12 protein-coding genes and 1 riboswitch are annotated in these 12,669 nt (G+C 71.0%); of the genes, 9 read left to right on the forward strand and 3 right to left on the reverse strand.

Annotated features, from left to right (window positions below; genetic code table 11):
• Positions 1-26: 26 nt before the first annotated feature.
• From QR77_RS38980 to QR77_RS38995, 4 genes are all read left to right on the forward strand, one after another.
• Positions 27-1,727 carry an FAD-dependent monooxygenase gene (locus QR77_RS38980; RefSeq protein WP_052489415.1) on the forward strand — a complete coding sequence of 567 codons (1,701 nt, stop codon included), beginning with the start codon at positions 27-29 and terminating at the stop codon, positions 1,725-1,727.
• Positions 1,724-2,233, forward strand: a complete 510-nt coding sequence (locus tag QR77_RS38985) for an adenylyl-sulfate kinase (protein ID WP_040026654.1) — start codon at positions 1,724-1,726, stop codon at positions 2,231-2,233. The genes QR77_RS38980 and QR77_RS38985 overlap by 4 nt, the downstream gene beginning before the upstream one ends.
• A 187-nt stretch (positions 2,234-2,420) precedes the next feature.
• Positions 2,421-3,845 (forward strand): FAD-binding oxidoreductase, encoded by a 1,425-nt coding sequence (locus QR77_RS38990; protein WP_236711001.1) that lies wholly within the window; start codon positions 2,421-2,423, stop codon positions 3,843-3,845.
• A 125-nt stretch (positions 3,846-3,970) separates the two neighbouring features.
• Positions 3,971-4,999, forward strand: coding sequence for a methyltransferase (locus QR77_RS38995; RefSeq protein ID WP_052489417.1), 1,029 nt, complete (start codon positions 3,971-3,973; stop codon positions 4,997-4,999).
• A 94-nt stretch (positions 5,000-5,093) separates the two neighbouring features.
• Here the strand turns inward: QR77_RS38995 and QR77_RS44525 are convergent, their stop codons facing one another.
• Together QR77_RS44525 and QR77_RS39005 are read right to left on the reverse strand one after the other, a co-directional pair.
• Positions 5,094-5,594 (reverse strand): alpha/beta fold hydrolase, encoded by a 501-nt coding sequence (locus QR77_RS44525; RefSeq protein ID WP_236711003.1) that lies wholly within the window; start codon positions 5,592-5,594, stop codon positions 5,094-5,096.
• A gap of 5 nt (positions 5,595-5,599) precedes the next feature.
• Complete coding sequence (locus QR77_RS39005; protein ID WP_052489418.1) at positions 5,600-7,204, reverse strand: MFS transporter; 1,605 nt, start codon at positions 7,202-7,204, stop codon at positions 5,600-5,602.
• Between the two features lie 92 nt (positions 7,205-7,296).
• Between QR77_RS39005 and QR77_RS39010 the strand changes: the two genes are divergently transcribed.
• Both QR77_RS39010 and QR77_RS39015 read left to right on the forward strand, forming a co-directional pair.
• Positions 7,297-7,929 carry a TetR/AcrR family transcriptional regulator gene (locus QR77_RS39010; protein WP_052489419.1) on the forward strand — a complete coding sequence of 211 codons (633 nt, stop codon included), beginning with the start codon at positions 7,297-7,299 and terminating at the stop codon, positions 7,927-7,929.
• An 83-nt stretch (positions 7,930-8,012) separates the two neighbouring features.
• Positions 8,013-8,780, forward strand: a complete 768-nt coding sequence (locus QR77_RS39015; protein ID WP_040026656.1) for a 2OG-Fe(II) oxygenase — start codon at positions 8,013-8,015, stop codon at positions 8,778-8,780.
• Positions 8,781-8,791: 11 nt separating this feature from the next.
• Here the strand turns inward: QR77_RS39015 and QR77_RS39020 are convergent, their stop codons facing one another.
• Positions 8,792-9,163 carry a helix-turn-helix domain-containing protein gene (locus tag QR77_RS39020; protein ID WP_040026657.1) on the reverse strand — a complete coding sequence of 124 codons (372 nt, stop codon included), beginning with the start codon at positions 9,161-9,163 and terminating at the stop codon, positions 8,792-8,794.
• Positions 9,164-9,211: 48 nt separating this feature from the next.
• Between QR77_RS39020 and QR77_RS39025 the strand changes: the two genes are divergently transcribed.
• The 3 genes from QR77_RS39025 to QR77_RS39035 all read left to right on the forward strand — a co-directional run bounded on the left by QR77_RS39025 (position 9,212) and on the right by QR77_RS39035 (position 12,651).
• On the forward strand, positions 9,212-9,931 hold the full coding sequence (locus QR77_RS39025; RefSeq protein ID WP_347359817.1) for an NAD(P)H-binding protein: 720 nt from the start codon (positions 9,212-9,214) through the stop codon (positions 9,929-9,931).
• A 602-nt stretch (positions 9,932-10,533) separates the two neighbouring features.
• Positions 10,534-10,690: riboswitch (cyclic di-AMP (ydaO/yuaA leader) on the forward strand.
• 5 nt (positions 10,691-10,695) lie between these two features.
• Positions 10,696-11,535: a LysM peptidoglycan-binding domain-containing protein gene (locus tag QR77_RS39030; RefSeq protein ID WP_040026658.1), complete on the forward strand. Its 840-nt coding sequence runs from the start codon at positions 10,696-10,698 to the stop codon at positions 11,533-11,535.
• A 231-nt stretch (positions 11,536-11,766) separates the two neighbouring features.
• Positions 11,767-12,651 carry an aminoglycoside phosphotransferase family protein gene (locus tag QR77_RS39035; protein ID WP_040026659.1) on the forward strand — a complete coding sequence of 295 codons (885 nt, stop codon included), beginning with the start codon at positions 11,767-11,769 and terminating at the stop codon, positions 12,649-12,651.
• Positions 12,652-12,669: the final 18 nt, after the last annotated feature.

Below are 12,669 nucleotides of genomic sequence, written 5' to 3' on the forward strand. Positions count from 1 at the left end.
GCGAGACCGGGCGGGGGGCTGCGCCCATGTCCGTACTGGTCGTCGGCGGCGGACCCGCCGGGCTGTCGGCCGCGCTGTTCCTCGCGGGCGCGGGCGTCGCCGTCAGCCTCCTGGACCGCAGGGCCGGTACGTCCACGCTGCCCCGCGCCACCCATGTCACCCGGCGGACCATGGAGTTGCTGCGCGAGGCGGGCCTGGAGCCGGCGGTGGCGGCAGCCGGTTTCGAGGTCGTCGCCGGCGGCGACCCGCGCGCCGACACCGAGCCCGACCGGGTGCTGCCCCGCACGGTGGTCGGTGTCAGCTCACTCGCCGGACTCGACAGCGCCGAGGTGCTGGAGACCGGGGACGAGGAACTCGCCGTACCCGGCCCGTGCCCGCCCTACTGGTGCGGACAGGACCGGATGGAGCCGCTGCTGCGCGACGCCGCCGTACTGGCCGGCGCCGACGTGCGGTTCGGTCACGAACTGACCGGCCTGACGGTACGTGAGGACGGCGTGCTGGCCCGGGTCCGGCGCCCGGACGGCGGGACGGACACCCTCACCGCCCGCTACCTGATCGCCGCCGACGGCGCGCACGGCAGGATCCCGGAGCAGATCGGCATTCCCAGGACCGGCCTCGGCACGGTCGCATCCCGGACCACCATCCTCTTCAGGGCCGACCTCACCGGACTGGTGAAGGGCCGCCGGTTCTTCATGAGCATGATCGAGAACCCGGGCTTCTCCGGGGCGGTGATGCAGCTCAACCAGGAACACACCTGGGCGGCGGCCGTGGAGAGCCACGCCGTCGGCGCCGACGGGGGACCCCCCGACCCGGACCGCTGCCTGGCCCTCGTACGCGCCGCGATCGGGGATCCGGGCATCGGCGTCGAACTGGCGGGGACGCTCCGCTGGCAGGCCAGACACTGGGTCGCCGAACGCTACCGGCGGGGACCCGTCTTCCTCGTGGGGGACGCCGCCCACCTGCACCCGCCGGCCGGCGGCTACGGGTCCAACATGGGGATCCAGGACGCGCACAACCTCGCCTGGAAGATCGCGGCCGTCCTGCGCGGCTGGGCGGGACCGGCGCTCCTCGACACGTACGACACGGAACGGCGGCCGGTCGGGCACGCCACCGCCCAGCAGACCCTCCTGCTCGACGGTGTGCCGTCGGAACGGCTCGGCGGTGTCACCACCTGCGACCCGCGCGTCATCATCATGGGATACCGCTACAACTCCCCGGCGGTGCCCGGCCGGTGGGCCGGATCCGACAGCCAGGCCGGACCGGACGAGGCCTTTCCCCGCACGTTCGATCTGTCGGGAGCCCCCGGCACGAGGCTGCCGTATCTGCCGGTACGGCTTCTGGGGGCCGACCGGGCGCCGCCGGTCTCCACCCTCGACCTGTTCGGGCCGTCCCGGGGCGCCCCCCATCTCACCCTGCTCGCCACCGACGACCGGTGGCGGCACACGGCGGCGGAGGTCGCCGGGGAACTCGCGGTCCCGGTCACCGCCCACACGGTCGTCGCAGGCCCGGGCACATCGCCCGCCGCCTTCGCGGAGTCCTGCGGTACGGGGGCCGGCGGCGCCCTGCTGGTACGGCCCGACGGCTTCGTGGCGTGGCGGGCCGAGTGCGCCGTACCGCCCCCCGGCGCGCAACGCCGCCGGCGGCTGGCCTCGGCGGTACGGAGCATCGTCGCGCGGGTGCCGGACCGCACCGAAAACCCGCCACTGACCCTTCGGAGTGGTCGATGACAGCACACCGCCCCTTCTGCACCTGCTGGCCAGGGGCCACCGTATGGCTCACCGGGCCCGCAGGTGCGGACGCGGACAGAACGACGGTCGCCAGGGCGCTCGCCCGCCGCCTGGAGACGGAGGGTCGGCGCGTGCACGTCTTCGACGGGGACGAGACAGTCGCGCTGTTCGGCCCCGGTACGGGACGGGCCTCTCAGCACCGCGTCGCCGACGTCCGGCGCGTCGGCCTCGTCGCCGAGGTGCTCGCCCGTAACGGCGTCCTCGCCCTGGTGCCGCTGACGGCCCCCGACACGCGGGACATGGCGGCCGTACGCGAGCGACACGCGCGGACGGAAACCACGTGTCTGGAGGTCCAGGTCACCACCGGACGCGCCGGACGCGCCGGACCGGGTGCCGACAACGACCCGCACGCCCCGCCCGATCTCACGCTCCCGGCGCACCGGGGAAGCGTCGAGGAGTCGGTGACGGCACTGCTCACCCTGCTCAGAGGGCGCCGGCTCGCATGAGGGGCACCGCGCGCGGCGGACAAGTGCCGACCAGACGGGCGCACTGGCTCATTACGGCCTGTCAGTGCCCGCTGCTTGGATACTCTCGCGGCCCGAGACGCTGAACTCAGCGATCCACCCCACCGGGGACCGGGTGGACGCCGGGCGACAGAACACACGACAGCGCGACAGAACAGAAAGGCGACAAGTGAGCGAGCACAGAAGCGGGTCGGACTGGGCGACCGTGCCCCCCGAGGAGGTCCGCAAACTCGCCGACAGCGTGACCGGCCCCGTCTTCCTGCCGGACGATTCCGGCTACAGCGAGCACATCGACGGCTTCGACCGCGCAGTCGAGCACCGTCCGGCGGTGGTTGTCGCCGTGGCGGACGCCGAGGACGTGGTGACAGCGGTCCGCTTCGCCCGTGACCACGGGCTGGCGGTCGCCGTCCAGATCACCGGACACGGCGCGGCACTGCCCGCCGACGGGAACACACTCTTTCTCGCCACCCGGGGGATGAACCGGTACGAGGTCGACCCCGGGCGCCGTGTCGCCCGGCTGGAGGCCGGCGTGCTCTGGCAGGACGTCATCCCCGAAACGGCCCGGCACGGTCTCGCGCCGCTCAACGGCTCGGCGCCGTTCGTCGGCGCGGTCTCGTACACACTCGGCGGCGGCGTCGGCGTCATGTCACGCCGCTACGGGTTCGCGGCGGACCACGTGAGCCGTATCGAGGTCGTCACGGCCGACGGTGAACTGCGGGTCGCCACCGAGGAGGAGAACACCGACCTCTTCTGGGCGCTCCGCGGCGGCAAGGGCAACTTCGGCGTGGTGACCGCGATCGAGGTCGAGCTGTTCGAGGTGTCCCGGCTCTACGGCGGGGGGCTCTTCTTCCCGGCCGAGTCGGCCCCGGAGGTGCTGCGCTTCTACAGCGAGTGGGCTGCGGGCATGCCGGAGGAGATGGGCTCCTCCTTCTTCATGCTGAACTGGCCCGATGTGGACGGTGTACCGGACGAGCTGCGCGGGCACTTCGCCCTGCACCTGCGGATCTGCTACCTCGGCGCGCCGGAGGAGGGCGAGCGGCTCATCAAGCCGCTCAGGGACCTCGCGCCCACCCTGCTCGACACGGTCGCCGACATCCCGTACACCGAGGTCGGCACCATCCACAACGACCCGCCCACGCCCGGCCGTTACCACATCAACACCTTCCAGCTCACCCGCTTCGACCGCGAGGTGGCCGACGTCGTACTGAGCCTGGTCGGGCCCGGGACGCAGAGCGCGGTCGCTCTGGAGATGCGGCAGCTCGGCGGTGCGCTCGCCAGGCCGCCGGAGGTGCCCAACGCCGTCGCCCATGTCGAGGCGCCGTTCCAGGTCTACTCCGCCGGGGTGCTGGGTATCGGTGAGGACGATGCCGTACTGGCGGACCAGGACAAGGTCGTGGAGGCGTTCGCACCCTGGAACAGCGGGACCAGGATGCTCAACTTCGTTGCGGGCATCGCCCACACCGACGCCGCCTATGTGAGCGAGGCGTACACCCCCGAGGCGTACGCCAGGCTCGTCGCCCTGAAGAACACCTGGGACCCGGGCAACATGTTCCGCGTCAACCACAACATCCCGCCGGTTCCCGCAGAGGGATAACTCCCTTCTCTCCCGGCCCAGGGCGGTTCCCGGCGCACCGGGAACCGCCCCCCCCGCGGGCACGCACGCTCCTCCCGTACTCACCAGACGCCCCAGCCAGAGCCGAGCGTTTACGGAGAACACAGATGACCGAGCATGTCGAAACAGCGGACAAGGGCCCGAACAAGGAGATGGTGGAACTGCTCCAGGGGGCATGGCGGGCCCGCGCCATCCATGTCGCCGTCGAGTTGGGCATCCCCGACCTGCTGACGCGCGGGGAGCACACCGTGACCGAACTGGCCGAACACACCGGCACGCACGCCGCCACACTCGGCCGGCTGTTGCGCGCCCTGTCCACCTTCGGAGTGTTTCTGCGCGGGGCGGACGGCCGGACGTACGCGCAGTCGCCGCTCTCCGCCGTGCTGGTCACCGAGCCGGGCAACGCCGAGTCCACCGACGCGCGGTTCATGGCGGCGAAGTGGCACTGGGCCGCGTGGGGCGACCTGCTCCACTCGGTACGGACCGGGGAGGCCTCCTTCGAGATCGCCAACGGGGAGTCGTTCTGGGGACTGACCAAGAGCGACCCGGACGCCAAGCAGCGGTTCAACGCGGCGATGAACGCGGTGTCCCAGGAGGAGAGCGCCGGGGTCGCCAGGGCGTACGACTTCTCGGTGGCCCGCACGGTGGTCGATGTCGCCGGGGGACTCGGCAGCCTCCTGGCCGCCGTCCTCACCGCGCACACCGGGGTGCGCGGCACCATCCTCGAACGCCCCGAGATCGTGCCGCTCGCCGAGGAGCGCCTGGCGAAGGCGGGCCTGGCCGGGCGGTACGAGGTGGTGGCAGGCGACTTCTTCGAGAAGGTGCCGGCCGGGGCCGACGTCTACACCATCAAGCGCGCCCTCCACGACTGGGACGACGACACGATCGTGCGCATCCTGGAGCAGATCAAGGGGGCGATGAGGCCCGATTCCGCCCTGCTGATCATCGAGGGCGTGGTGGACGAGGAGTCCGACCAGGAGGCGCTGTTCCGGGGGCTGTTGCTGACCGTGCTGGTGGGCGGCCAGGACCGGCCGGAGTCGGACTACCGGACGCTGGCGGAACGGGCGGGCCTGCGTGTGGTGCGTACGATCCCGGTCAGCGACGACCTGCGCATCCTGGAGACGCGCCGCGACTGAGGCGTACGAGTGGACGCCGCCCGGGGCGAGTTGGCCGTACGTACGCCGCGCACGGCCCGCTCCCGGTGCGCCGCGCCTTTGGGGCGGACAGGGCCTAGCGGGTGTTGCCTGTACTGGCGGCCCGCCACGGATCCCGAAGGAACGACAGCACCGCGTCGTCGGCCTGGCGTGTGGCGTCGACCAGGTAGTTGTGGCCAATGAAGTAGCGCCGCGAGAGCGGGGTGGACAGCCGTGGCGGAAGCCAGTACTGGACGTAGCCGGCCCTGCCCGATCGTGGTTTCTCCGCGGTGGGAACGGCGCTGCATCCGAGGACGAGGGAGCGCAGCCGCCGGGGCGCGGTGATGGCCAGGTGCTGCGCGACAAAGCCGCCCATGGAGACTCCGTAGATGTGGGCGGCCTCGACCTCGGCCGTGTCGAGGACGGTCAGGGCGTCCTCGGCGACGGCCGGTATCGAGGTCACTCCGCGAGGGGAGTCGCTCCTCCCGGTGCCACGGTTGTCGAACCAGATCAGCCGGAAGTGCCGACTGAGCACCGGGATGACGGGGCACCATCCATACCCCGGATACGGTCCCGGCGGCTCGCCGAGCGGGACCACGATCCCTAAGCCTTCTCCCGCTCCATCGGCCGAGCCGCCGGCACGGAAGTCTCCGGCGCCGCCGGGCGCGCGGAGGTGCGGCGCGGGAGGATGAATCCGACGGCCAGTGTGCCCACGGCGAGCACGATCGCCGTGAGGAGGCTGGTGTGGGCGACGGCGTCGGAGAAGGCGCCGGCTACCGCGTCCGAGAATGCCTTCGCCTGTTGCGGTCCCGCCTGCGCGCCGACCTGCCGGGCCACCGCGTAACCGGCGCCCACGGAGTCCTGGGCCGCGTCGAGTGCGGCGGCGGGGGCTCTGCCGCGTACCGCGTCGGCGAGGTTGTCGGCGTACGAGCGTGCCAGCACCGAGCCCATGACGGCGATGCCGAGCGATCCCCCGAGTTCGAGCGAGGTGTCGTTGACGGCTCCGCCCACGCCGAGTTCGGACTCCGGGAAGGCGCCCATGATGGTTTCCGTGCAGGGGCCGAGCGCGAGGCCGACCGAGAGGCCGAGGACGGCCAGCGCCGGTGCCAGTGCACCGTAACCGGAGCTGGCGTCCACCTGTGTGAGCAGGACGAGCGCCACCGTGGCGCCCGCCATGCCCGCCGTGATGGTGACCTTGATGCCCAGGCGCGGGGTCAGGAAGCCGGTCAGTGCGGAGCCGGCGAAGACGGCGACGGCCAGGGGGAGCATCCGGGTCCCGGTCTCCAGCGGGCTGTAGCCCAGCACGAACTGGAGGTGCTGGGTGAGGTAGTAGAACGACGCGAACACCGCTACGAAGAAGAGGGCGACGGCCAGATTCGTGCCCGCGAACGTACGGTCGAGGAAGCGCCGGACGTCCAGTACGGGCCGGGGGTGGCGCAGCTCCCACCACACGAAGACCGCGAGCGCCGCGGCGGCGAGGACGGCCGCGGCGACGGCCTTGGTGTCCCAGCCGAAGTGCGGCCCCTGGATCATCGCGTAGACGAGCGAGCCGATCCACAGCACGGACAGGGTCCCGCCGGCGTAGTCGATCCGGCTGTGCACGCCCGCCCTGGACGGCGGTACGAGGGTGAAGGCGCCGATCACACCGAGGACGGCGAGCGGCACGTTGATCAGGAACGTCGAGGACCAGCCGTGGCCCTCCAGCAGCGCCCCGGCGAGGAGCGGCCCCGCCGCGATGGCGACCCCGGCCGTGGCCGTCCACAGCAGGATCGCCTTGGCGCGTTCGGCGCGCGGGAATGTCGCAGCGAGCAGGGAGAGCGTCGCCGGCATGATCATCGCGGCGCCGACGCCCATCACGGCGCGGGAGAGGATGACGCCCGTGGAGCTGTCCACGAGCGAGCCGGAGACCGAACCGGCGCCGAAGATCACCAGTCCCAGCACAAAGGCACCGCGCCGGCTGTACTTGTCGCCGACCGCCCCGAACAGCAGCATCAGCGCCGCGTAGGGCACGGTGTAGGCGTCTATGACCCATTGCAGATCGGCACTGGACAGGCCCAGATCCCGGGTCATGTCGGGCGCGGCGACCGTGAGCGCGGTGTTGGCCATCACGATGACCAGCAGGCTCAGGCACAGCACGAGCAGCGCCCACCACCGGCGGCCGTAAGGCCGTTCCATCTCCGCGACCGGTTGTCTCACAACGAGAGCCACAGTCCTCCGCCTTCCTCGACTTGCGCAGTGCTGTGCAATTGCACGGCGCTGTGCAAGTTACCTCTTTGCGCAGGCGTGTGCAAAATGGAGCCATGACCCGAGCCGATACGAACCGCCGCCACATCCTGGGGACCGCACTCGCCGAGTTGCTGCACGAGCCCGACGCGTCGATGGACCAGATCGCGCGCGCGGCGGGCGTCGTACGGCGCACGGTCTACGGTCACTTCCCGACGCGCGACGCGCTGATCTCGACCCTCGTGGACGAGGCGGTCGACGCGGTGATCGAGGCCCACGCGCGAGGCCGGGAGGGCGCGACGGAACCGGGCAGGGCGCTGGCGGGTGCGGTCGCCGCCGTGTGGGAAACCGCTGACCGCTACCGTCTCCTGGTGGGCCTGGCCCAGCGCAGCGTCAGCATGGAAGGCATCAGGCGGCGGCTGGAGCCGGTCCGTGAGCAGTGCCTGAAGCTGATCCAATGGGGCCTGGACGAGGGTGAGTTCGCCACCCCGGTGCCGGCTGCCGCGCTGGCGTACGTACACGAGCAGCAGCTCTTCGGAATGATGGAGGCCGTCAACGACGACGCCATCCCGGCGGCCGAGGCGGGCAGGGCGGCCGCGATGACGGCCCTGCTGTCGGTGGGCGTCACCACCGCCCGCGCCGAGGCCATCGTCAGGGAGCTGCGCCCCGTCCGACCGGCGGACCAGGGCAGGGCCGGATCTACGGCTTGAGGCCCAGGGCCCTCACGTTTTCCGCCGCTGCTGCGTCTACCTGGTGTGAGCGATCACGCACCTGGCACTTCGGAGGCGGCACCATGAGCACCACAACGAAGCGGAAAGAACGCGGCGCGACCCGAGAGGTCGCCACGGAAACGGACGCGTTCGCGCGGCGCGTCGCCGGGGCCGACTGGCACGCGGTCACCGACGAGGTCAACGACTACGGCTGCGCGCTGCTGCCCCAACTCCTGACCCCCGCCGAATGCGCGGACATCGCCGGCCTCTACGACCGGGACGAGCTGTTCCGTTCCACGGTCGACATGGGGCGGCACCGGTTCGGCAGCGGCGAGTACCGCTACTTCGACAACCCCTTCCCCGACCCGGTACGACGCCTGCGCGAGGAGCTGTACCCGCGGCTGCTGCCCATCGCCCGCGACTGGTACGACAAGCTCGGCCGCGAGGCGGAGTGGCCCGACTCCCTCGGCGAATGGCTGGAGATCTGCCACCGGGCCGGCCAGGAGCGGCCCACGCCGATCCTGCTGCGCTACGGAAGCGGCGACTGGAACGCCCTGCACCGGGACCTGTTCGGGGAGAAGGTCTTTCCGCTCCAGGTCGTGATCAACCTCAACTCGCCGGGCGAGGACCACACCGGAGGGGAGTTCCTGCTCGTCGAGCAGCGCCCGCGCGCCCAGTCCCGGGGCACGGCGACCCTCGTCCCGCAGGGGCAGGGCCTGGTCTTCACCACCCGCGACCGGCCGGTGCTCTCGCGGCGCGGCTGGTCGGCGGCCCCCGTACGGCACGGCGTCTCCGCCGTCCGCTCAGGCCAACGGCACACGCTCGGCCTGGTGTTCCACGACGCCACCTGACCAACGCCTTGCTACGCCTCGGGTTCTTCGTACGCCTCCCGGGCCATGAGCAGCGGCCCCAGATGCTCCCGGCTCCAGGCGCGCGCCGAGGCGATGAGGGGGAACAGGGAGCGGCCGAGCGTGGTCAGTTCGTACTCGACCCGGGGCGGGTTCTCGTCGTACGCGGTACGGCTCACCAGGCCGTCGCGTTCCATCGCCCGCAGGGTCTGGGTGAGCACCTTCGGTGTGATGCGCCGCAGCGGAGCGCGGAGTTCGTTGAACCTCCGGGGGCCGTCCTCCAGGCAGATCACCACCATGCCCGTCCACTTGTCGCCGATCCTGATCGGCATGGCGTTCGACGGACACATGGGGTCGAACATGTCTGGATCCAACGGCTCAGCCATGCGGGAAGGTTAGACCCCTTCCGGTTTCTTTGAAGTAACCAGTATCCCATGGATACCGTTTCTGCCGGGCGGCGAGAGTCGCTGCCGGAGGGGGACGTCATGGACGGCATCGTCATTTTCGGGGCCGGCGGCCGGGCCGGGCGGGCGGCCACCGCCGAGGCGCGGGCGCGGGGGCACCGCGTCACCGCCGTGGTCCGCGATCCGGGGAAGTACGGCGACCTGGCGGCGGACGGTGTCTCCGTCGTAGGGGGCGACGTCACGGACGCGCGGGGGATCGCGCTCGCGGCGCGGGGACACGGCGCGGCGATCCACGCGGTGAGTCCGTTCACCGGACCGGAACAGGGATTCGCCGCTCTCGATCCCGAATTCTTCGTCAAGGCCGCCGGCGCGCTGCTGGACGGACTGGCCCGCGCGGGGGTGCCCCGGCTTGTGGTCGTCGGCCTGTTCGCGTATCTGAGGACGCCCGGCGGGGGCCTGGTGATGGACGATCCGGGCCAGTTCCCGCCCGAGATCAGGCCGTTCGCCCGTGCCCATCTCGCCGGCCTGGAGAGGCTCAGGTCGGCGGACACGGAGGTCGACTGGCTCGTGCTGACCCCGCCCGCGCTGCTGGACTCGGCGGGCCCGAGGACCGGCCGCTACCGCACCGGAGGCGAATCCGTCACCGGAGCGGGGCCGTTGGGCCTTTCCTACGCGGATCTCGCCGTGGCGCTGATCGACGAGATCGAGAGTCCGCTGCACCACCGTGCGCAGGTCTCCGTCTTCGACTAGCCGGGTCTTTTCCACGAATCCGATGCGCGCACCCGTAAATGCTGTTCCCCCGGCCATTCTTGACGCCGATGGACTCCGGAACTCAGGACCGACAGGGGGTCAGAAACACAAACGGGCCTGTCAATTCGATACGGTCGGGAGTCTGCGCACGGCCCCCGGCAAATGGGGCGCCGGGAGGGCGGGTAACGCATAACCGCCCTCGCCGGCGTCCGTACACCCCGGTGGAACCGCGCGGCTCCGGGAGTTGAGACAGGGGAAATGACAGGTGCCCATTAGGGGTGATTTGACACTGTTCTCCCTGTAACTCTCCTATGTTCCACTCGTGCAACTTATTGATATATCTACGGCGTTGTGGGCCGGGTTCAAGGCCGCATCAGTGATATGTGTCACGCAACCGCTGGGCGGTGGTGCCGTGAGCCCTGGCTCAGTTCCCTGGCGGAGAAAGAAAGTTGAGCGCTCCGGAGCCCGACGGCCAAGCGAATCCTCCCCCGTGGGAATCGCCATTCGGATAGCTCTGTGAATTCTGGACTTGTTTCGTTCCGGTGTTGTCGCTTACGTTCACGTCAATCCGGGCGGACCGCCTAATCCTGCCGCTGTCCGGAAACCCATCCGAACCCACTCACGTTCGGCAGGAGCGGGGGACCCAGGTAAGTCGCCGATCCGGAAACGGACCGGCTCGGGGTGAAGTCGCAGTCACCTGCGACCGGGCATCTCCAGCCCGAACCCGACAGCTCACCTCGTAGGCGACGGAGAGGAATTTCGTCATGCCCATAAAGGGTAAGCACCGTCGTTCCATGAGCAGCCGTTTCGCCCGCCGCCTTGTCGCAGCGGGCACGGGTGGCGCCGCACTCGCCATCCCGCTGGTGGCCGCTACCACCGCCGAGGCCGCGCCCTCGGCGCAGCACGCCGCCACAGAAACGGCGGTCACCTCCGCCGCCGCCCAGAAGGACCACTCGGCGACCTACACCGTCGTCTCCGGTGACTCCCTGGCCAAGATCGCCCGCGAGCACTCGCTCGGCGGCGGCTGGAAGAAGCTCTACAAGGAGAACCGGCAGGCCGTCGGCTCCAACCCGTCCCTGATCCACCCGGGCCTCGCGCTGACGCTCGGCGGAAAGGCCGCAGCGGGTACGGCGGACAAGTCCTCGGCCGGTCAGGCGGACCCCTCGTCCGTGACGACCAAGACCGAGAGCACCAAGAGCGCCACCACCGAGAGCGCGACGACCAAGAGCGCGCCCGCCGAGAACACGAGCGCCGACAGCGCCCCCGCCCCGCAGAGCACCTACTCCAACGACCTGGACGGCTGGATCCGGCAGTCGCTGGACGTCATGGCCAAAAACGGCATTCCCGGCACGTATGACGGCATCTACCGCAACATCATGCGTGAGTCCTCCGGCAACCCGCAGGCCATCAACGGCTGGGACTCCAACGCCGCCGCCGGAACGCCGTCCAAGGGCCTGCTCCAGGTCATCGACCCGACGTTCCAGGCCTACCACGTGCCCGGTACGTCGATGGACAGCTACGACCCGGTCGCCAACATCACCGCGGCGTGCAACTACGCCGCCGCCGTCTACGGCTCGATCGACAACGTGAACGGCCCGTACTAACAGAACCGGCACACCCCGCGCATGGCCGACCCCGACCGGAGAACGCTCCGGCCGGGGTCAGCCATGTTCCGCGTACGGTCGGTTCCCGCGATAACCGCCGGCGCCGATATCGGGTCGACAGCTAGGCACCTCGACGGGTGACATGTACCCCGGCGCACCCCGCGCCGTGCCATCGTCCGCCGTACCCACGGGAGCGGCGCCTGCCCCGGAAGGTGCTCATTGCCCACCAGGATGCACGCCGACGAGGTGGACATCGACGGACCTCTCGTACGCCGTCTGATCGCCGCGCAGTTCCCCCACTGGGCGGACCTGCCCCTGGAACGCGTCGAATCCGCCGGGACGGACAACGCCATGTTCCGCCTCGGCGCCGAGATGGCCGTCCGCCTTCCCCGCAAGCCGGACGCCGCCGGGACGGTGGAGCTGGAACAGCGCTGGCTGCCGGTGCTCGCCCCGCACCTTCCGTACGCCGTTCCCGTCCCGCTCGGAAAGGGCGGCCCCGGCGAGGGCTACCCGTGGAGCTGGTCCCTCTACCACTGGCTCGGCGGCGAGAACCCCGTCGTCGGTCACCTCGCCGCACCCGACCTGCTCGCCGCCGACCTGGCGCGGTTCATCACGGATCTGCGCCGGGTCGCCAGCACCGGCGCGCCCGCCTCGCGCAGGGGTGTGCCGCTGGCGACCAGGGACGCCCCGACGCGCCTCGCCATCGGCGAGCTGCGCGGACTGATCGACACCGAAGCGGTGACCGCCGCCTGGGACGCCGCCCTCCTGGTCCCCGAGCGGACCGGTCCGGCCCTCTGGTCGCACAGCGACCTGTCACCGGGCAACCTGCTGATGACCGGCGGCCGGCTCAGCGCGGTCATCGACTTCGGATGCGCCGGCGTGGGCGACCCCACCGTCGACCTGATCGCGGCGTGGAACCTCCTGCCGGCCGGTGCGCGCGGAGTGTTCCGCGAGGCGGTGGGGGCGGACGAAGCGACCTGGGCGCGCGCCCGTGGCTGGGCGCTGTCGATCTCGCTCATCCAGCTCCCGTACTACCGCACCACCAATCCGGTGCTCGCCGCCAACTCACGCCATGTGATCCGGGAGGTTCTCGCCGACCACGCGAACGCCGCCTGACACCGGGCGGGCACCCGC

The organism is Streptomyces sp. 150FB (assembly GCF_000818195.1).
In the GTDB taxonomy this organism is placed as follows: Bacteria; Actinomycetota; Actinomycetes; order Streptomycetales; family Streptomycetaceae; genus Streptomyces.

Coding starts and splice junctions, on each gene's coding strand:
- QR77_RS39025 (WP_347359817.1), top strand. CDS start 9,212: ATGGATACCGTTTCTGCCGGGCGGCGAGAGTCGCTGCCGGAGGGGGAC.
- QR77_RS39030 (WP_040026658.1), top strand. CDS start 10,696: ATGCCCATAAAGGGTAAGCACCGTCGTTCCATGAGCAGCCGTTTCGCC.
- QR77_RS38980 (WP_052489415.1), top strand. CDS start 27: ATGTCCGTACTGGTCGTCGGCGGCGGACCCGCCGGGCTGTCGGCCGCG.
- QR77_RS39035 (WP_040026659.1), top strand. CDS start 11,767: ATGCACGCCGACGAGGTGGACATCGACGGACCTCTCGTACGCCGTCTG.
- QR77_RS38995 (WP_052489417.1), top strand. CDS start 3,971: ATGACCGAGCATGTCGAAACAGCGGACAAGGGCCCGAACAAGGAGATG.
- QR77_RS39020 (WP_040026657.1), bottom strand. CDS start 9,163: ATGGCTGAGCCGTTGGATCCAGACATGTTCGACCCCATGTGTCCGTCG.
- QR77_RS39015 (WP_040026656.1), top strand. CDS start 8,013: ATGAGCACCACAACGAAGCGGAAAGAACGCGGCGCGACCCGAGAGGTC.
- QR77_RS38985 (WP_040026654.1), top strand. CDS start 1,724: ATGACAGCACACCGCCCCTTCTGCACCTGCTGGCCAGGGGCCACCGTA.
- QR77_RS39010 (WP_052489419.1), top strand. CDS start 7,297: ATGACCCGAGCCGATACGAACCGCCGCCACATCCTGGGGACCGCACTC.